Annotated in this window: 20 protein-coding genes; 11 read left to right on the forward strand and 9 right to left on the reverse strand. The window is 64.2% G+C overall.

Annotation, left to right across the window (positions count from 1 at the left end):
• Positions 1-28: 28 nt before the first annotated feature.
• A complete protein-coding gene (locus tag AC07S4_RS06750; protein ID WP_494985901.1) occupies positions 29-634 on the forward strand; it encodes a glycine-rich domain-containing protein in 606 nt (201 codons plus the stop codon).
• A gap of 215 nt (positions 635-849) precedes the next feature.
• Positions 850-1608, forward strand: a complete 759-nt coding sequence (locus AC07S4_RS06755) for a glycine-rich domain-containing protein (RefSeq protein WP_494985902.1) — start codon at positions 850-852, stop codon at positions 1606-1608.
• Positions 1609-1680: 72 nt separating this feature from the next.
• Here the strand turns inward: AC07S4_RS06755 and AC07S4_RS06760 are convergent, their stop codons facing one another.
• The 3 genes from AC07S4_RS06760 to AC07S4_RS06770 all read right to left on the reverse strand — a co-directional run bounded on the left by AC07S4_RS06760 (position 1681) and on the right by AC07S4_RS06770 (position 3404).
• Positions 1681-1923: a hypothetical protein gene (locus AC07S4_RS06760; protein ID WP_056403290.1), complete on the reverse strand. Its 243-nt coding sequence runs from the start codon at positions 1921-1923 to the stop codon at positions 1681-1683.
• 250 nt (positions 1924-2173) lie between these two features.
• Positions 2174-2455, reverse strand: a complete 282-nt coding sequence (locus tag AC07S4_RS06765; protein WP_494985903.1) for a hypothetical protein — start codon at positions 2453-2455, stop codon at positions 2174-2176.
• Between the two features lie 46 nt (positions 2456-2501).
• On the reverse strand, positions 2502-3404 hold the full coding sequence (locus tag AC07S4_RS06770; RefSeq protein WP_494985904.1) for an SDR family oxidoreductase: 903 nt from the start codon (positions 3402-3404) through the stop codon (positions 2502-2504).
• Between the two features lie 11 nt (positions 3405-3415).
• Here AC07S4_RS06770 and AC07S4_RS06775 point away from each other — a divergent pair, with 11 nt between their 5' ends.
• The 4 genes from AC07S4_RS06775 to AC07S4_RS06790 all read left to right on the forward strand — a co-directional run bounded on the left by AC07S4_RS06775 (position 3416) and on the right by AC07S4_RS06790 (position 6933).
• Positions 3416-4441 (forward strand): CDP-6-deoxy-delta-3,4-glucoseen reductase, encoded by a 1026-nt coding sequence (locus tag AC07S4_RS06775; protein WP_494985905.1) that lies wholly within the window; start codon positions 3416-3418, stop codon positions 4439-4441.
• A gap of 81 nt (positions 4442-4522) precedes the next feature.
• Entirely contained in the window at positions 4523-5773 is a 1251-nt protein-coding gene (locus AC07S4_RS06780) for an MFS transporter (RefSeq protein ID WP_494985906.1), read from the forward strand.
• 12 nt (positions 5774-5785) lie between these two features.
• On the forward strand, positions 5786-6442 hold the full coding sequence (locus AC07S4_RS06785; RefSeq protein ID WP_494985907.1) for a DUF1345 domain-containing protein: 657 nt from the start codon (positions 5786-5788) through the stop codon (positions 6440-6442).
• A gap of 110 nt (positions 6443-6552) precedes the next feature.
• Positions 6553-6933, forward strand: a complete 381-nt coding sequence (locus AC07S4_RS06790) for an HPF/RaiA family ribosome-associated protein (protein ID WP_494985908.1) — start codon at positions 6553-6555, stop codon at positions 6931-6933.
• A gap of 54 nt (positions 6934-6987) precedes the next feature.
• Here AC07S4_RS06790 and AC07S4_RS06795 read toward each other — a convergent pair whose 3' ends face one another.
• Positions 6988-7776: a helical backbone metal receptor gene (locus tag AC07S4_RS06795; protein WP_494985909.1), complete on the reverse strand. Its 789-nt coding sequence runs from the start codon at positions 7774-7776 to the stop codon at positions 6988-6990.
• A gap of 124 nt (positions 7777-7900) precedes the next feature.
• Here AC07S4_RS06795 and AC07S4_RS06800 point away from each other — a divergent pair, with 124 nt between their 5' ends.
• Positions 7901-8884, forward strand: a complete 984-nt coding sequence (locus tag AC07S4_RS06800) for a GGDEF domain-containing protein (protein WP_494985910.1) — start codon at positions 7901-7903, stop codon at positions 8882-8884.
• Here AC07S4_RS06800 and AC07S4_RS06805 read toward each other — a convergent pair.
• Positions 8877-9434, reverse strand: a complete 558-nt coding sequence (locus AC07S4_RS06805) for a DUF5610 domain-containing protein (RefSeq protein ID WP_494985911.1) — start codon at positions 9432-9434, stop codon at positions 8877-8879. The two genes, AC07S4_RS06800 and AC07S4_RS06805, sit on opposite strands and share 8 nt — an antisense overlap.
• Positions 9435-9524: 90 nt before the next feature.
• Here AC07S4_RS06805 and sbcB point away from each other — a divergent pair, with 90 nt between their 5' ends.
• Positions 9525-10973 carry an exodeoxyribonuclease I gene (gene sbcB, locus AC07S4_RS06810; protein WP_494985912.1) on the forward strand — a complete coding sequence of 483 codons (1449 nt, stop codon included), beginning with the start codon at positions 9525-9527 and terminating at the stop codon, positions 10971-10973.
• A 13-nt stretch (positions 10974-10986) separates the two neighbouring features.
• On the opposite strand, the gene pyrF is transcribed toward sbcB, so the two are convergent.
• Positions 10987-11811 carry an orotidine-5'-phosphate decarboxylase gene (gene pyrF, locus AC07S4_RS06815; RefSeq protein WP_161073236.1) on the reverse strand — a complete coding sequence of 275 codons (825 nt, stop codon included), beginning with the start codon at positions 11809-11811 and terminating at the stop codon, positions 10987-10989.
• Positions 11812-11905: 94 nt separating this feature from the next.
• Between pyrF and AC07S4_RS06820 the strand changes: the two genes are divergently transcribed.
• Both AC07S4_RS06820 and AC07S4_RS06825 read left to right on the forward strand, forming a co-directional pair.
• On the forward strand, positions 11906-12670 hold the full coding sequence (locus AC07S4_RS06820) for an SDR family NAD(P)-dependent oxidoreductase (protein ID WP_494985913.1): 765 nt from the start codon (positions 11906-11908) through the stop codon (positions 12668-12670).
• Positions 12671-13028: 358 nt separating this feature from the next.
• The gene (locus AC07S4_RS06825; RefSeq protein ID WP_494985914.1) at positions 13029-13424 is read left to right on the forward strand and encodes a VanZ family protein; all 396 of its coding nucleotides are present in this window, start codon (positions 13029-13031) and stop codon (positions 13422-13424) included.
• On the opposite strand, the gene AC07S4_RS06830 is transcribed toward AC07S4_RS06825, so the two are convergent.
• Positions 13421-13639, reverse strand: coding sequence for a hypothetical protein (locus tag AC07S4_RS06830; RefSeq protein WP_494985915.1), 219 nt, complete (start codon positions 13637-13639; stop codon positions 13421-13423). The genes AC07S4_RS06825 and AC07S4_RS06830 overlap by 4 nt on opposite strands.
• 154 nt (positions 13640-13793) lie before the next feature.
• Positions 13794-14096 carry a hypothetical protein gene (locus tag AC07S4_RS06835; protein WP_494985916.1) on the reverse strand — a complete coding sequence of 101 codons (303 nt, stop codon included), beginning with the start codon at positions 14094-14096 and terminating at the stop codon, positions 13794-13796.
• Here AC07S4_RS06835 and AC07S4_RS06840 point away from each other — a divergent pair.
• Positions 14095-14385: a hypothetical protein gene (locus AC07S4_RS06840; RefSeq protein ID WP_494985917.1), complete on the forward strand. Its 291-nt coding sequence runs from the start codon at positions 14095-14097 to the stop codon at positions 14383-14385. The two genes, AC07S4_RS06835 and AC07S4_RS06840, sit on opposite strands and share 2 nt — an antisense overlap.
• Positions 14386-14413: 28 nt before the next feature.
• On the opposite strand, the gene AC07S4_RS06845 is transcribed toward AC07S4_RS06840, so the two are convergent.
• Positions 14414-15364 carry a TraB/GumN family protein gene (locus tag AC07S4_RS06845; RefSeq protein ID WP_494985918.1) on the reverse strand — a complete coding sequence of 317 codons (951 nt, stop codon included), beginning with the start codon at positions 15362-15364 and terminating at the stop codon, positions 14414-14416.
• Positions 15365-15546 lie beyond the last annotated feature (182 nt).

The following is a 15546-nucleotide window of genomic DNA, read 5'->3' on the forward strand; positions in this document are numbered from 1 at the left end:
CATCCATCACGTTGAAAGGAACGAGCACATGAATGCGAACGACGACCTCAAGGCTATCGCGGCACTGGATCTGGAACCGATCAAGGTCAAACTGATGCACCAGGAATCCGGCGAAGGCTGGACGCTGGAACGTGCCAATGCCATCGAATTCGAATACCGGCGCTTCCTGATCCTGATGAAAAAATTCCCACAGGAACAAACCGCACCGCTGGTGGACGTCGACACCTTCTGGCACTACCACATCCTCGATACCATGAAATACGCGGCCGACTGCGAAGCGGTGTTCGGCTACTTCCTGCACCACTTCCCCTATATCGGCCTGCGCGGCGAAGACGACGTGGAAGCCCACCACCGCGTGGGCGAGCGCATGAAGGAACTGTACGAAGCCACCTTCGGCGAGGCCTATGTGCACGGCGCGGCCAACCAGGCGGCGTTTTCGGGCGTGGCAAGCCAGGCCGCCTTCTCCGGCGCCGCCGCCAAGACGGCATTCTCGGGCGTGGCCACCAAGACCGCGTTCTCGGGCGTAGCCACCAAGGCAGCCTTCTCCGGCGTGGCCGCGAATACCGCATTTTCCGGCGCGGCCGCCAAGGCCGGGTTCTACAAGGAACGTCCGCGCCTGCCCGCCAGCGCCTGATTTACTAGTAAATTGATAGTGTCGCGGGGACAGCACAGTCCCCGCGCACGATAGAAAAACATCACTTGCATTCAGCAATAGCTTGCCTATACTAGGATTCGTTGATCTGCATCAACACTCGTTCCCAGCTCCGAACGATCCTGCACCGGCCGCTTCGGCCCAAACCACCGCGTGCCCCCCCCTACCCATTCGTCACTCAGTAAAGGATGTCACTCATGATTTCTGCTGAACGCTTCCAAGCCATTGCCGACCTCGATCTGGAACCGATCAAAGTCAAACTGATGCATGAAGAATCCGGCGAGGGCTGGTCGCTGCAAAAAGCCAACGCCGTCGAATTCGAATACCGCCGCTTCCTGTACCTGATGAAGACCTTCCCGCAGGAACAGACCGCGCCGCTGATGGACGTGGACACCTTCTGGCACTACCACATCCTGGACACGATGAAATACGCGACGGACTGCCAGGCCGTGTTCGGCTACTTCCTGCACCACTTCCCCTACATCGGCCTGCGCGGCGAAGACGACGTGGAAGCCCACCACCGGGTGGGCGAGCGCATGAAGGAACTGTACGAAGCCACCTTCGGCGAGGATTACGTGCGCGCCGAAACCGCCTACTCCGGTGCGACTGCGGTAGCCTACTCGGGCGCAACCCAGCAAGCCAAAACCGCCTACTCCGGCGCCACGGCGGTGGCCTATTCGGGCGCCACGGCGCAGCCAGCGAAGACCGCCTACTCCGGCGCGACGGTCGCCTACTCCGGCGCCACCACCCAGCAGGCCAAGACAGCCTACTCGGGCGCCACGGTCGCCTATTCCGGCGCAACCACCCAGCAGGCCAAGACCGCCTACTCGGGCGCCACCGTCGCCTATTCCGGCGCCACGGTAGCCTACTCCGGCGCGGTCCAGAAGCAAGCCCAGCCGGCCGCATCGTCCAGCGAAATGTACTCGGTGCGCCCGCGCATCACGCCGGCAGCGTAATTCCGGCGCAGTAATGAAAATGGCCCCCGCCTGTTGCCAGGCGGGGGCCATTGCATTTTTGCGTGCCGCTTATCAGGCAGCCATCATCTCGCGCAGTTCACGAATGCTGAAATCGCTGATTTCATGCATGCGGATCAGGATGGTGGCGCCGATAGGCAGCGTGTTGTGGCGGATTTTGCTGATTACGGGCGGGGCCACTTCCAGGGCGCGCGACAGCGCCGCATCGTTCTTGAGCTGCAATTTTTCAATAATTGCGTCGAGGACCCGGTTCGGGTTGTAAGTTGCCGAAGCAGTAATTTCTTTAAGAGACGTCATCGGATTCGTTCAGGTTCGGGTCGTCTTCTTGGAAAAAAAACGACACATTGACAAAATATTTACCGGAAAAGTACGGGATGGACACTAGCCTACATAGGTCACTTGCTATGTTTTATAGCATCTAGGCCGTATGATACACGCTTTTATTGCCCAAAGGCCAATCCAGCACGAAAAAAGTGAGAATTAGAGAGAATCTTTCCCTGCTTACTGTGCTAGAAAATGTTAAACGTACTTTTCGGGGCAGACATAGTCAATGAGCAACCCTGTACCCGGCGGCCAGGAACAGCCACTCCACGGTCAGCAAGGCGCTGAGCTGGGCGATATTTCCGGGGAGCACAAAGGTGAACTGCGGGGAAGGAAAAACCGGACAGAGCGTGAGGCTGGCGCCGCCATCGAGATCATTGCCGTATTGCCAACACCACCCCAGCTGCCTGCGGATTTCGTCCGGCGCCGGCGGCGGCCGCTGGGCCTGGCAACGCTGCATCATATAAGCGCGGACTTGTTCTTTGCTGGGGTGCGGGACGGGCTGCATGGCGTCTCCTGCCAAACTCTTATCTATTTATTATCTGCCTATTTGCTTACAACTGCCTTTCAGTTGGCGCCAGCTGTTGTAAGCAGTCCACAACCCGTTCATAGCGCAAACGAACGCCCAGCTCGCTTTTCAGGCGCGCATTGCGCATGCGGCGCGACTCGGACATGAAGGACAGCAAGGCCGGCGTGACCACCGCCGCCAGCTCGGCGCGCGGCAGACGCGGCGGGCGCGGCAGGCGGAAGGCGTCCGCCACGGCGTCGAAATAGGCCGCCATTTTCATGTCGCTGTCGTCCACCGCGTGGTAGACCCGGTTCGGCGCGCCCCGGAACAGCGTGCGCGCGATGATGCGCGCCAGGTCGTCCGCGTGGATATGGTTGGTGTACACGTCGTCCTGCTCGGTCAGCGCCGGCGTGCCCAGCTCCAAGCGCTTGAGCGGCAGCCGGTCGGCCGCGTAAATGCCGGGCACGCGCAGGATGGACAAGGTGGCGCCGCTGCGCAGCGCCCAGCGCCGCAGCACCCGCTCCGCGTCCACCCGGCGCCGCGCGCGCGCATTGTGCGGCGCCACCGGACGGCTTTCGTCGAACCAGGCGCCGCCGCAATCGCCGTAAACACCGGTGGTGCTAATGTAAACCACGCGTCCGGCCTCGGGTAAAATGGCGGTCACATTGCGGCTGCGGCTGTCGCGCAGGCCCTCGGCGGGCGGCGGCGCCAGGTGCACGACGTAGTCCGCCAGCCCCTTCAGGCGGCGCAGGCTGGCCGGGTTATCCAGGTCGGCCACCACCGGCACGGCGCCGGCGGCGCGCAGCTCGGCGCGCCGCGACGGCTGGCTGGTGACGGCGAAGATGCGGAACTGCGCGCGCAGCAAGGGCAGCAGGCGCAGGCCGACGTCGCCGCAGCCCAGCACCAGCAAGCGCGGCCGGGCAATTTTTTTAGCGTTTGAGATTTTCATTTAAGGATTGTATGACTTTCCAGATTACTGTTCAGCCCAGCGGCCACCAATTCTCCTGCGACGAGGACGAAACCGTCCTGGCGGCGGCCATGCGCGCCGGCGTGGGGCTGCCGTATGGCTGCAAGAATGGCGCATGCAGCTCGTGCAAGGGCAAGGTCATCTCCGGCAGCGTGACGCACAAGGCGCACCAGGCGCGCGCGCTCACGCCGGAAGAGGAAGCGGCCGGCATGTCGCTGTTCTGCTGCGCCACGCCGCACGCCGATCTGGTGATCGAAGCGCGCGAAGTGGCGGGCAGCGGCGACTATCCGGTCAAGAAGATGCCGTCGCGCGTGTCCACCATAGAGAAAGTGGCGCCGGACGTGGTGGTGATCTCGCTGCAGCTGCCGGCCAATGAAACGCTGCAGTACCGCGCCGGCCAGTATATCGAGTTCCTGCTGCGCGACGGCAAGCGCCGCAGCTACAGCATGGCCACCGCGCCGGACAACGGCCCCATCACGCTGCACATCCGCCATATGCCGGGCGGCCTGTTCACCGACCAAGTGTTCTCCACCATGAAGGAGCGCGACATCCTGCGCTTCGAAGGCCCGCTGGGCACCTTCTTCGTGCGCGAGGACACGGACAAGCCCATGGTGCTGCTGGCCTCGGGCACCGGCTTCGCGCCGATCAAGGCCATCGTCGAGCACCTGGTGCAAACCGGCTCGCAGCGCGCCATGACCTTGTACTGGGGCGGCCGCCGCCCGCAGGACCTGTATATGGACGCGCTGTGCCGCGAGTGGGCCGCCAAGCTGCCCAACTTCAAGTACGTGCCGGTGGTGTCGAACGCCGAGGCGGAGGACAACTGGAGCGGCCGCACCGGCTTCGTGCACCAGGCCGTGATGGCCGACCTGCCCGACATGTCCGCCTACCAGGTCTATTCCTGCGGCGCGCCCATCATGGTGGAAACCGCCAAGGCCGACTTCGTGGCCAAGTGCGCGCTGCCGGAAGAGGAGTTCTACGCCGACGCCTTCACCACCGAGGCCGACCTGGCCGCGTTCTGACGCAGCGGGCCGGGCCGCCGGCAAGCGCAGTTGTCTGACATCAGGCACAATGACGGGCTACGCCAGCCTGTCATTGTTCCTATGTCCTCCTCCGCCAACGGTTTCTCCGTCCTCAAGCACCGCAATTTCGCTTTCTATCTCGCCGCGCGCGTGCTTGGCACGGTCGCCGTGCAGATGCAGCACGTGGCCATAGGCTGGCATGTGTATGCGCTGACCGGCAACCTGTACGACCTGGGCCTGATCGGCCTGGCGCAATTCGCGCCCTTCCTGCTGCTGATCCTGCCCGCCGGCCACGTGGCCGACCGCTACAACCGCCGCAACATCATTGCCTTCTGCCTGGGCGCGCAGCTGCTGTGCGGCCTGCTGCTGCTGGGCTTCACGCTGACCGGGCTGAGCATCGTCTGGCCGGTGTTCCTCATCCTCACGCTGTTCGGCAGCGCGCGCGCCTTCATGATGCCGGCCACCCAGGCCGTGCTGGTGAACATGGTGCCGGCCGAAGACTTCAGCAAGGCCGTCGCGCTCAGCTCGTCCACCTTCCACATCGCCGTCATCGTCGGCCCCTCGCTGGGCGGCCTGCTGTACTACTACGGCGCCACCACGGTGTTCCTGGCCGCGTCCGCGCTGCTGGTGGTCTCGGTGCTGCTGATGTGCATGACCAAGGCCGCGCCCCAGGTGGTGAGCAAGGCGCCGGCCAGCTGGCACAGCGTGCTCGAAGGCCTGCGCTTTGTGCTGTCGCGCCCGGTGGTGCTGGGGGCGATGTCGCTGGACCTGTTCGCGGTGCTGTTCGGCGGCGCCACTGCCCTGCTGCCGGCGCTGGCGGCGGACGTGCTGCACGTCGGCCCGAGCGGCCTGGGCCTGCTGCGCACCGCGCCCGGCGCCGGCGCCGCGCTGTGCTCGGTGGCGCTGGCCTTCTTCCCCATCACGCGCCGCGTCGGCCTGTGGATGTTCGGCGGCGTGGCCCTGTTCGGCGCCGCCACCGTGGTGCTGGGCTCGACCGCCAGCTTCGCGCTGGCGCTGCTGGCCCTGCTGCTCATGGGCGCGGGCGACATGATCAGCGTCTACGTGCGCCACCTGCTGGTGCAGTACGAAACCCCGGACGAGATCCGCGGCCGCGTCAGCGCCGTCAACTCGGTCTTCATCGGCGCGTCCAACGAGCTGGGCGAATTCGAATCCGGCGTGACGGCCGGCTGGCTGGGCCTGACCCGCGCGGTGGTGTTCGGCGGCGCCGCCACGCTGGCCGTCACCGGGCTGTGGAGCGTGCTGTTCCCGGTGCTGTCGCGCATGGACCGTTTCCCGCACGACGAACGCGAGGCGCAAGCCAAGGCGGCTTGATATGATGTCCGGATGAAAATATTCCCGGACCTGATACACCGCCGCCCCCACCTCGCCCTCGCCATTGCGCTGGGCGCGCTGAGCGCTCCCCTGCTGCCCGAGAGCTGGCGCCTGCTCACCCGCCTGCTGGCCTGCTGGGACGTGGCGGTGTGGGCCTACCTGGTCACCATGGGCTGGATGATGATGCGGGCCGACCACCGCAAGGTCAAGCGCGTGGCCGCCGCCGAGGACGAGCGTGGGCCGATGATACTGGCCGTGCTGTGCGTGGCCTCGCTGATGAGCCTGATGGCCATAGGCTCCGAGCTGGCCGAGCTGCACGGCCAGCAGCTGCGCGGCCATGTGCTCGAATATGCGCTGGTGGGGCTGACCCTGATCGGCTCCTGGTTCCTGGTCGGCACGCTGTTCTGCTTCCACTACGCCCACTTGTACTACCAGACCACGCCCAACGCCCGCCCGCTGGAGTTTCCCGGTCCGCAGCACGAGCCCGACTACTGGGACTTCCTGTACTTCTCCTTCACCATCGCGGTGGCCGCCCAGACCTCGGACGTCAGCATCCGCAGCGCGGGGCTACGCAAGCTGGCGCTGGGCCAGTCGGTGCTGAGCTTCTTCTTCAACCTCTTCATATTGGGGCTGTCCGTCAATATTGCAGCGGGGCTATTGAACAATTAAAAATAAAGTTGTGCCGGGCGGCAATCGACTGGCGGCCCCCGCCAAAAGGAGTAAGATGGCCTTGCGTACCCCTTACCGGGCATGCTTTGATGAACAAACGGGAGCAGTCTATGCAGATCAATGTCAACACCGATAAAACCATCGAACGTCATGCTTCCCTGGATGACCATGTACAAACCGTCGTCACCGCAGCCATCGGCCGCTTTGCCGAACACATCACCCGCGTCGAAGTCCACCTGAGCGACAACAACAGCCAGAAATCAGCGGACGGCGACAATCGTTGCCTAATGGAAGCGCGCGTTACCGGCTACCAGCCCATCGCCGTCAGCGACCACGCCGCCACGCTGCACCAGGCCATCAGCGGCTCCGCCGATAAACTCAAACGCGCCATCGACAGCGCGCTGGGCCGCCTGAACGACAAGCGCCACGTGCCGCTGTCGCAAAGCTCGCTCGCCGCCGCCGAAGCGGCCGACGAAGAAACCAGCGAATAATCTCCCGCCACAGGACGCCGGCCGGCAGCGGCGGCCCGGGCCCAGCGCCCGGGTTCAGCCGCCGGCCAGCCGGCGCAGGTAGCCCAGCCCTTGCAGCGCGCGGCTGCCGTACCACGACATCATCTCCCCATCCACCAGCTGCACCGGCTTGCCGATCTGGCGCTCCAGCGCGTCCACGTGTTCCTCCGTGAAACGGTAGGGCTCGGACGACAGCAGCACCTGGTCGATTTGCGCCAGCAGTTCCGGCGTCCAGTCGAAGCGCGGATAGCGCTCGCTGCCCAGCTGCGGCACGCGCCAGCCTATCTCGGCCAGCATGCGCGCGATATAGGTGTCGCTGGAAACACTCATCCACGGATCCTGCCAGATGCAGTACAGCACGGTTTGCGGCGGCATCGGGCTGGCCTGCCGCATGGCCTGCAAGGCGGCATACTCGGCCTCGAACGCGGCGCACCATGCCTCGGCCTTGTCCTGCGCGCAGAAAATGCCGCCCATCAGCCGCGCCAGCGCCAGGTTGTCGCGCGGCGCCAGCGGATGCGTCACCACCACGTGCGGCACGAACTCGGCCAGCGCGTCGGCCGTGGGCTTTTCGTTCTCGTCGATATTGACGATGACGTGGGTGGGCGCCAGCGTGCGGATCTTGTTCAGATTCACGTCCTTGGTGCCGCCCACCTTGGCAATTGTGCGCACGGTCCCGGCCGGGTGGATGCAAAATCCGGTACGGCCCACCAGTTGTCCGGCCAGCCCCAGATCGCACAGCAGCTCGGTAATGGACGGCACCAGGCAGACGATGCGGGCGTTGGGGTCGGCGGGATGTATCTGTCCCAGGGCGTCGGTAAAGTGCATTTTTTCACGGTGGCGGGTGGTTCGTCGCAGTATTGAAACACAGGCCGCCGCGCAGTGTTGGCGGACACGCCGTTGCGCTATGATTTGCCTCACAGTATCCAATATTCTTTCCCCGGACTCTATCTTGAAGCAGATCACCACCTTTGCCGCGTCGGCCTACCGGATCGACGACTTGCAGCTGTTCCGCGATTCGGACGCCGCGCTGGCCGCGCGTTCGCTGGCGCATTGCCCGGTGGTGCAGCTGCAGCAGGGCGAATCGGTGACCGACACCAGCCGCGCGCGGCTGTACATTGTGCTCAGCGGTGCGCTGTCCGTCACCGCCGACACCCGCACCGGCATGGCCGACGGCACCGTGAGCAAGGTGCTGCCGGGCGAAAGCGTGGGCGAGCAGTCGGTGCTGGACGAGGAAGCCAATCTGTCGCTGATGACGGCGCTCGAGACCAGCGAGCTGCTGGTGGTGGAAGCGGAAATCGTGTGGCGCCTGATCGACGAATCGAACGGCGTGGCGCGCAACCTGCTGCGACTGCTGTCCTTCCGCATCCGCGCGGCCAACGCGCAGCTGCGCCGGCGCCAGAAGCTGGGCGAGTTCTACCGCCAGATGTCGATGATAGACGGCCTGACCGGGCTGTACAACCGCGCCTGGCTGAACGATCTGCTGCCGGAGATGGTGGCCAGCGCGCACGGCGGCGGCAAGCCGCTGTCGCTCATCATGATAGACCTGGACCACTTCAAGAACTTCAACGACAGCCACGGCCACCTGGCGGGCGACCAGGCCTTGCGCGCGGCGGCGCAAGTGCTGAGCGGCGCGCTGCGCCCGTCCGACTGCGCGGTGCGCTACGGCGGAGAGGAAATGATGGTGCTGCTGCCGGACACCAATGACAAGGTGGCGGTGGTGGTGGCCGAGCGCCTGTGCGAGCGGATACGGCAGGCCGTGGTGTTCCGCGACATGCGCTTGCCGCTGCCGCACATCACCGCGTCGCTGGGCGTGGCCAGCCTGCTGCCGGGCCAGGACGACCACGGCCTGATCGCCACCGCCGACGCCGCGCTGTACCGCGCCAAGGACGGCGGCCGCAACCAGGTGGTGGTGCAGGAAACCCTGTTCAGCTAGCGGCTGCGGCCGGCGCGCGCTTGCTGTCGGCAAACTCCTTCAGCCCCTGCTGCACCAGTTCATAGGTCTTGTCGATATTGCTGGCCACGTCGCCGTTGAGCACCTGCAGGCCGTCGAGTATCCCGCGCGCCTCCTTGAAGCCGCGCTCCACGCCGCCGCCTATGGTGTCCATGAATTTCTGCAGCACGGCCTCGTCGTCCAGTCCCTTGTTCTGTTCCTTGAACGCATCAAAAAACGCCGTGCTGAGCGACACTATGCGTCCCGCCGTCCCTTCCGGCGAATTGTCCTGTCCGGTGGCGTTCTGTATCGCATCCGGGCCGAAATCCGGCGCCAGCGCCTCGTTAATGCCGGTCAGCGCCGATTTGTAGAGCAGCGCCAGCGGCTCGTTGCCCGAGCCTATCGCCACCGAAATCGAGGCCTGCACGATGGATGCGTTCAGCTGCTGCCTGGCCTGCACGCGCGGCGGCGGCGCAGTGTCGGCAGCGGCCCCGGCCTTGGCCGACGGCTCGGCCGTCACGCCCCCGGACTTCAATGTAGCGGGATTTACCATAATCGCTCTCCTAGTTTGCGCCATTCCCCTTTATCATATCGGCCAGAAAGCGGCGAACTGTAGCCGCATCCCCAACAAATACACGAATCCATGAGCCAGCAAACTTTCCTTTGGCACGACTATGAGACCTTCGGCGCGCAGCCGCGCCGTGACCGGCCAGCCCAGTTTGCCGCCATCCGCACCGACGCCGACCTGAACGAGATAGGCGAGCCTATCATGCTGTACTGCCAGCCGGCGCCCGACTTCCTGCCCGACCCGCAGTCCTGCCTGATCACCGGCATTACGCCGCAGCAATGCCTGGAATGGGGCGTGCCCGAGCACAAGTTCGCCGCCACCATCGAGCAGGCGTTTTCCCAGCCCGGCACCATAGGCGTGGGCTACAACACCATACGCTTCGATGACGAAGTGACACGCTTCCTGTTCTGGCGCAACCTGTTCGACCCGTATGCGCGCGAATGGCAGAACCAGTGCGGCCGCTGGGACCTGCTGGACGTGGTGCGCATGACCTATGCGCTGCGCCCGGAAGGCATCGAGTGGCCGCTGCGCGAGGACGGCAAGCCCAGCTTCCGCCTGGAACACCTGGCCGCCGCCAACGGCCTGCTGCACGAGTCCGCGCACGACGCGCTGTCCGACGTGCGCGCCACCATAGGCCTGGCGCGCCTGATCAAGCAGAAGCAGCCCAAGCTGTGGGACTTCTGCTTTGCGCTGCACAAGAAAGACCGCGTGGCCGACGAGATCGGCATGCATCTGCTGCCGCATCTGCGCCAGCCTTTCCTGCACGTGTCCGGCATGTTCCCGGCCGAGCGCGGCTGCATCGGCCTGGTGTGGCCGCTGGGCACGCATCCGACCAACAAGAACGAGATCATCGTCTGGGACTGCGCTTACGATCCAAGCGAGTTGTACGGCCTGGACGCGGACACGGTGCGCATGCGCATGTTTACGCGCAGCAGCGAGCTGCCGGAAGGCGTGACGCGCTTGCCGATCAAGAGCGTGCACCTGAACAAGTCGCCCATGCTGGTGTCCAACCTGAAGACCTTGTCGCCGGCGATGGCCGAGCGCTGGGGCATAGACGTGGAGCAGGCCAAGCGCCACGCGCAAACCGCGGCGGCAGGCCCGGACCTGGGCGCGCTGTGGGCGCAGGTCTACCACCGGCCCGGCGCGGCCGAAGCGATGGATGTGGATGAGGATTTGTACGGCGGTTTTGTCGGCAAGGAAGACCGCCGCCTGCTCGACGCCATGCGCAAGGAATCGCCGGCCAAGCTGGCCTTGATGACGCCGCCTTTCGACGACGCGCGCTTGGGCGAACTGGTGTTCCGCTACCGCGCGCGCAACTTCCCGCAGACCTTGAGCGAGCAGGAAGCCGAGCACTGGGAAGCGCACCGCGCCGCGCGCCTGTTCGACGGCGCGGCGGGGGCCAGGACGGTGGAGCAGCTGTTCGGCGAAATCGACCAGCTGTCCGAGACGGCGGACGAGCGCGGCGAAGAGATTCTCGGCGCGCTGTACGATTACGCCGAGATGGTGGCCCCGCAGCGGTATTGAGGGAGCTGGCGGCTCAGCCCGCGCGGTGCGCGTTGATCGCGTCGCGGGTTTCCAGCGCCACGCGGCGCGCGGCCATGGCGAAATCCTCGCCCGGCTGCTGCGCCGCGTACAGGATCGCGCGCGAGGAATTGATCATCATGCCCGCGCCATTGGCGGTGCGGCCCGACTTGACGGTCGCTTCCACGTCCCCGCCCTGCGCGCCGACACCCGGCACCAGCAGCGGCATGTCGCCGATAATCGCGCGCACTTGCGCCAGTTCTTCCGGGAAGGTGGCGCCGACCACCAGCGCGCACTGGCCGTTGCTGTTCCACTTTTCCGCCACCAGCCGCGCCACGTGCTGGTACAGCGGCTTGCCGTCCACGTTCAGGAACTGCAGGTCCGAACCGCCGGCGTTCGACGTGCGGCACAGGATGATGACGCCGCGGTCGGCCCATTCCATATACGGCTCCACCGAATCCGAACCCATGTAGGGGTTCACGGTGACGGCGTCCGCGCCGTAGCGGTCATACGCCTCGCGCGCGTACTGGCGCGCGGTGGCGCCGATGTCGCCGCGCTTGGCGTCCAGTATCAGCGGAATGTGCGGGTAGTTCTCGCGCGCATAGGCGCAGATGTCCTCCAGCTGGCGCTCGGCGCTCAGGGCCGCGAAATAGGCGATCTGCGGCTTGAAGGAGCACGCCAGGTCGGCCGTCGCGTCGATGATCTCTTTGCAGAAATTGAAAATGCCGTTCGGGTCTTGCTGGAACTGGGGCGGCAGCTTGGCCATATCCGGATCCAGGCCGACGCACAGCAGGGAGTCGTTGGCCGTCCATGCGGCATTCAGCTTGTTAATAAAATTCACGGCCACCCCTCTCATAAAATGCAAACCCACCATTATAACGCCGGCGTGGGTGAAGTAAAATTCGCTCCATCGCCCTCAACCCCTGGATCACACAATGAAACTCTCCCAAAAAGTAGCCATCGTCACCGGCGCAACCCAGGGCATCGGCCTCGCCTGCGCGCAGCGCCTGATCGCCGAAGGCGCCAAAGTCATGCTGGTGGACATCAAGCCGGAAGGCGCGCAAGCGGCTGAAACGCTGGGCGACCAGGCCCGCTTCTGCACCGCCGATGTGAGCCAGAAAGCCGACGTGGACGCCCTCGTCGCGGAAACCCTGGCGGCGTTCGGCCGCATCGACATCCTGATCAACAACGCCGGCGTGACCCACAAGGCCGATTTCCTCGACGTCACCGAGGACGATTTCGACCGCGTCATGCGCATCAACCTCAAATCCATGTTCCTGTGCAGCCAGGCCGTGGCGCGCGAGATGGTCAAGCAGAAGAGCGGCTGCATCATCAATATGTCCAGCGTCAATTCCGAATTGGCGATACCGGACCAGGTGCCTTACGTGGTGTCCAAGGGCGGCATCAACCAGCTGACCAAGGTGATGGCGCTGAACCTGGCGCAGCACGGCATCCGCGTGAACGGCATCGGCCCGGGCACCATCCTGACCGAGCTGGCCAAGAAAGCCGTGCTGGGCAGCCCGGAGGCGCGCCACACCATCCTGTCGCGCACGCCCATCGGCCGCTGCGGCGAACCGGAGGAAGTGGCGTCCATCGCCGCCTTCCTGGCCAGCGACGACGCTTCCTATATGACGGGCCAGACCCTGTTCGTGGACGGCGGCCGCATGGCGCTAAACTACACGGTGCCGGTCAAGGATTGAGTTATACGGAAAATTTATTACTGATATGAAAAATGAAAATTAGACATATATGCTGTAGCGCAGCATAATTACACCTGTCTCCACTATTCTCCTCCAAGATAATAGTTTGAAGCCCGCTTTAACCAGCGGGCTTTTTTTTTGCTTGTCCCTTGAGATATGTCACGATGGCGTCATATGAGGTATGTAAAGTTGCTTCATCTGCTGCACATGCAACCGATATGCGTGGCAAGCAGTAAGGTGCGCCTCGAGCGCACCACCCGAATTCTGTATGTGCGATCTCTGCTCTCTTGACCCGAATGGGTTTTTCAGCCCGCTTTAACCAGCGGGTATTTTTTTGCCCGCATGCTATCCTTGCGCTATGCGTTCCCTACTTCAGCAAGTCGTCCTCACGTCCTCCCACGCACAGTTGCGCTACCGCGCGGCGCTGGTGCTGTATCTGATGATACTGGTGCTCGGCTCGATTCCCGGCGCCCGTAGCGACATCGGCACGGTCGCGTCCGGCCTGGTGCTGCACTCCTGCGCCTACGCCGGCCTGACCTTTTTGCTATTTACCGGCAGCACGGGCAGCGCCGCTTTGCGGGCCGTCAAGTCGGTAGCCACCATCATGGCCATGGGCGCGCTCGATGAGCTGGTGCAGAGCTTCCTGCCCTACCGCCATGGCGCGATATCGGACTGGGCGGTGGACACGGCCTCCGCCCTGCTCACCGCCAGCGTGCTGTGGCTGCTGTGGAGCCGCCGCCCGGCCGCTGCCTAGGAAGTCTCGTCTTTTCCTTCCGGATATTGCTGGCCGAATTCCAGCTCCCGCTGCCGGCTTTTCACATCCATGCCGATCTTGCGCAGGATGGCCCGCGTCTGCCGCTTGCGGCTGGCGCATGCCAGGCTGCCGCTGGCTTTTTCCGCGTCCATGCGCATTTCCAGCAACTGCTCGGCTTTCGCCAGGCGCACCAGTCCATGCAATGCTTGCGCCAATACATAACTTTGGCGCCGGTCTGACTGCAGCCCGCAGGTAGCTGCCGTCAAATCTTCAATTACTTTGTCCGTCCTGCGTTTGAACATAGCCATTTCCTATGAGTTTCTGACACGCAATTATGGCCATGTATTTCAGGTAATCGTTTGATGCGCATCAAAGAGTGGTGTTTGTGCCGGAACAACTGGCCTCGGAGGCCATCCAAGCTATTCGAGCGGACGCTCGTATAACGGAGATCATCATGAACTTAAAACATACTTTACTGGCTTGCGCGCTGATGGCGCTGGCAGGCTGCGCTTCGGACAGCAAGTGGCCCGGGAATGGGAGCAGTAGCACCAGCAGCACGGGCAGCCCAAGCACCAGCAGCACCGGCAGCAGCGGCAGCTCAAGTACCAGCAGCCCGAGCAGCAGTGCCAGCAGCATGGGCAGCAGCGGGACCACGAGCGGCACCAGCAGCATGGCTAGCACTGCCGGGTCCGGCAGCAGCCCCGGCATGCAGAGCACCAGCAGCGGCAGCGGCGTGGTGCAGGCCATAGACCAGATCACGCGGCAGGACGCCATGTCCATGGGCTTGTCCAGCGCAGCGGCGGCGGCCGGCGGCACCATGGGCTCGCCCACCGACAAGATCTACCGCGTCACCGTGCGCATGGACGACGGCAGCACGCAAACCGTGCTGGCAGAGAGCATGCCGAGCTACAAGAACGGGGAACGCGTGCGCTACGCCAACGGCAGCGTCACGCGCGAATAGTGCGGCGGGAAAGCCCAGCCGGGCCGGCCTAGTAAATCTGTTCGACCTGATAGCCGCGCTGGCGCAGCAGCTCGGGCACGCCCTGCTCGCCCAGCAAATGCAGCAGGCCGACGCCAACGAAAGCAGTCCGGTCCGCCTTCATGATGTTTTCGATCGAGGCCGTCATCTCGGGATTGCGCTTGCCCAGCAGCGTGCGTTCCATGAAGGCGGCGGACACGCTGCCGCCGCTGACCATGGATTGCCAGGCCGCGTTGATGCCTGGCGCGTCCGCGCGGCTCCAGGCGTCGATCAGGCTGGAGGTCTTTTTCAGCGCCGCGCCGCTGGCCAGTTCGGCCAGGTTCTCGCGCAGATAGGTTTCCTGCTGCGCGTCGTCCATGCTGGCAAACAGGCCCAGCTGATAATCCGCGCTCTCCAGCTCGCGCAGCGGCTTGCTTTGCTGCGCGGCGGCCTTCAGCAGGAACTGCTCCACGCCCTGGCTGCGCACATAGCCGTTGCGCTCGATTTCCGCACCGACCAGCAAATTGGCCAGCAGCCACGGCCGGTACTGTTCCAGCTTGTCCAGCGACATGCCGGCGCGGCCCAGCGCCTGCTGCAGCAGCGCCAGCGTTTCGCCGGACAAATGCTTGCGGATGCTGTCGCCCTTGGGATAGCTGCCATGGGCCGCCAGCGCCTGCTGGAAGGGCTCGCTGGCGCGCACGTCCAGCTCCAGCACCAGCGCATTGGAATCGGCCAGCGCGCGCGTCACCTGCGGCTCCAGCGGGAAGAAAGCCTGCTTGCCGGCATGCACGGTGCCGAACAGATAGCTGGTGCGGCCGTCGTGCTGCACCTTGAACAAGGCGCCACGGCGCGGCGCTTCCTCCATCGACGCGGCGATGGCGCCGGCCGGCTGCGGGTGCGCGCTCATGTCCAGGGTGGCGCTCAGCGCGGGCTGGCAAACCGCCAACAGCAATGCGCAAACTGACAATAATTTACGTGACATGCAAAGTCCCCTGCCGGTGATCATTGACGATCCGGCATCGCAAATGGTGATATTGAAAAGATGAGATTCAGGTAACGGTCGGCGTGAAAGTAAGCCTTATTGCTGCTGATGGTAAGGCTTATTTTTCCGTAAGGGAATACCTAGTTTCACGTAGCCGCAAAATAAAACGCGGCGCGCCAACA

This window comes from Pseudoduganella sp. GW821-FHT05F09 (genome assembly GCF_059419605.1).

Bases quoted from the DNA above. Each gene is read 5' to 3' on its own strand.
- AC07S4_RS06825 (WP_494985914.1), top strand. From the start codon at position 13,029: ATGCGTTCCCTACTTCAGCAAGTCGTCCTCACGTCCTCCCACGCACAG.
- AC07S4_RS06780 (WP_494985906.1), top strand. From the start codon at position 4,523: ATGTCCTCCTCCGCCAACGGTTTCTCCGTCCTCAAGCACCGCAATTTC.
- AC07S4_RS06790 (WP_494985908.1), top strand. From the start codon at position 6,553: ATGCAGATCAATGTCAACACCGATAAAACCATCGAACGTCATGCTTCC.
- AC07S4_RS06835 (WP_494985916.1), bottom strand. From the start codon at position 14,096: ATGCTGCTGGTGCCGCTCGTGGTCCCGCTGCTGCCCATGCTGCTGGCA.
- AC07S4_RS06750 (WP_494985901.1), top strand. From the start codon at position 29: ATGAATGCGAACGACGACCTCAAGGCTATCGCGGCACTGGATCTGGAA.
- AC07S4_RS06775 (WP_494985905.1), top strand. From the start codon at position 3,416: ATGACTTTCCAGATTACTGTTCAGCCCAGCGGCCACCAATTCTCCTGC.
- AC07S4_RS06765 (WP_494985903.1), bottom strand. From the start codon at position 2,455: ATGCAGCCCGTCCCGCACCCCAGCAAAGAACAAGTCCGCGCTTATATG.
- AC07S4_RS06755 (WP_494985902.1), top strand. From the start codon at position 850: ATGATTTCTGCTGAACGCTTCCAAGCCATTGCCGACCTCGATCTGGAA.
- AC07S4_RS06820 (WP_494985913.1), top strand. From the start codon at position 11,906: ATGAAACTCTCCCAAAAAGTAGCCATCGTCACCGGCGCAACCCAGGGC.
- AC07S4_RS06805 (WP_494985911.1), bottom strand. From the start codon at position 9,434: ATGGTAAATCCCGCTACATTGAAGTCCGGGGGCGTGACGGCCGAGCCG.
- AC07S4_RS06840 (WP_494985917.1), top strand. From the start codon at position 14,095: ATGGCTAGCACTGCCGGGTCCGGCAGCAGCCCCGGCATGCAGAGCACC.
- AC07S4_RS06845 (WP_494985918.1), bottom strand. From the start codon at position 15,364: ATGTCACGTAAATTATTGTCAGTTTGCGCATTGCTGTTGGCGGTTTGC.
- AC07S4_RS06770 (WP_494985904.1), bottom strand. From the start codon at position 3,404: ATGAAAATCTCAAACGCTAAAAAAATTGCCCGGCCGCGCTTGCTGGTG.
- AC07S4_RS06785 (WP_494985907.1), top strand. From the start codon at position 5,786: ATGAAAATATTCCCGGACCTGATACACCGCCGCCCCCACCTCGCCCTC.
- AC07S4_RS06760 (WP_056403290.1), bottom strand. From the start codon at position 1,923: ATGACGTCTCTTAAAGAAATTACTGCTTCGGCAACTTACAACCCGAAC.
- AC07S4_RS06795 (WP_494985909.1), bottom strand. From the start codon at position 7,776: ATGCACTTTACCGACGCCCTGGGACAGATACATCCCGCCGACCCCAAC.
- sbcB (WP_494985912.1), top strand. From the start codon at position 9,525: ATGAGCCAGCAAACTTTCCTTTGGCACGACTATGAGACCTTCGGCGCG.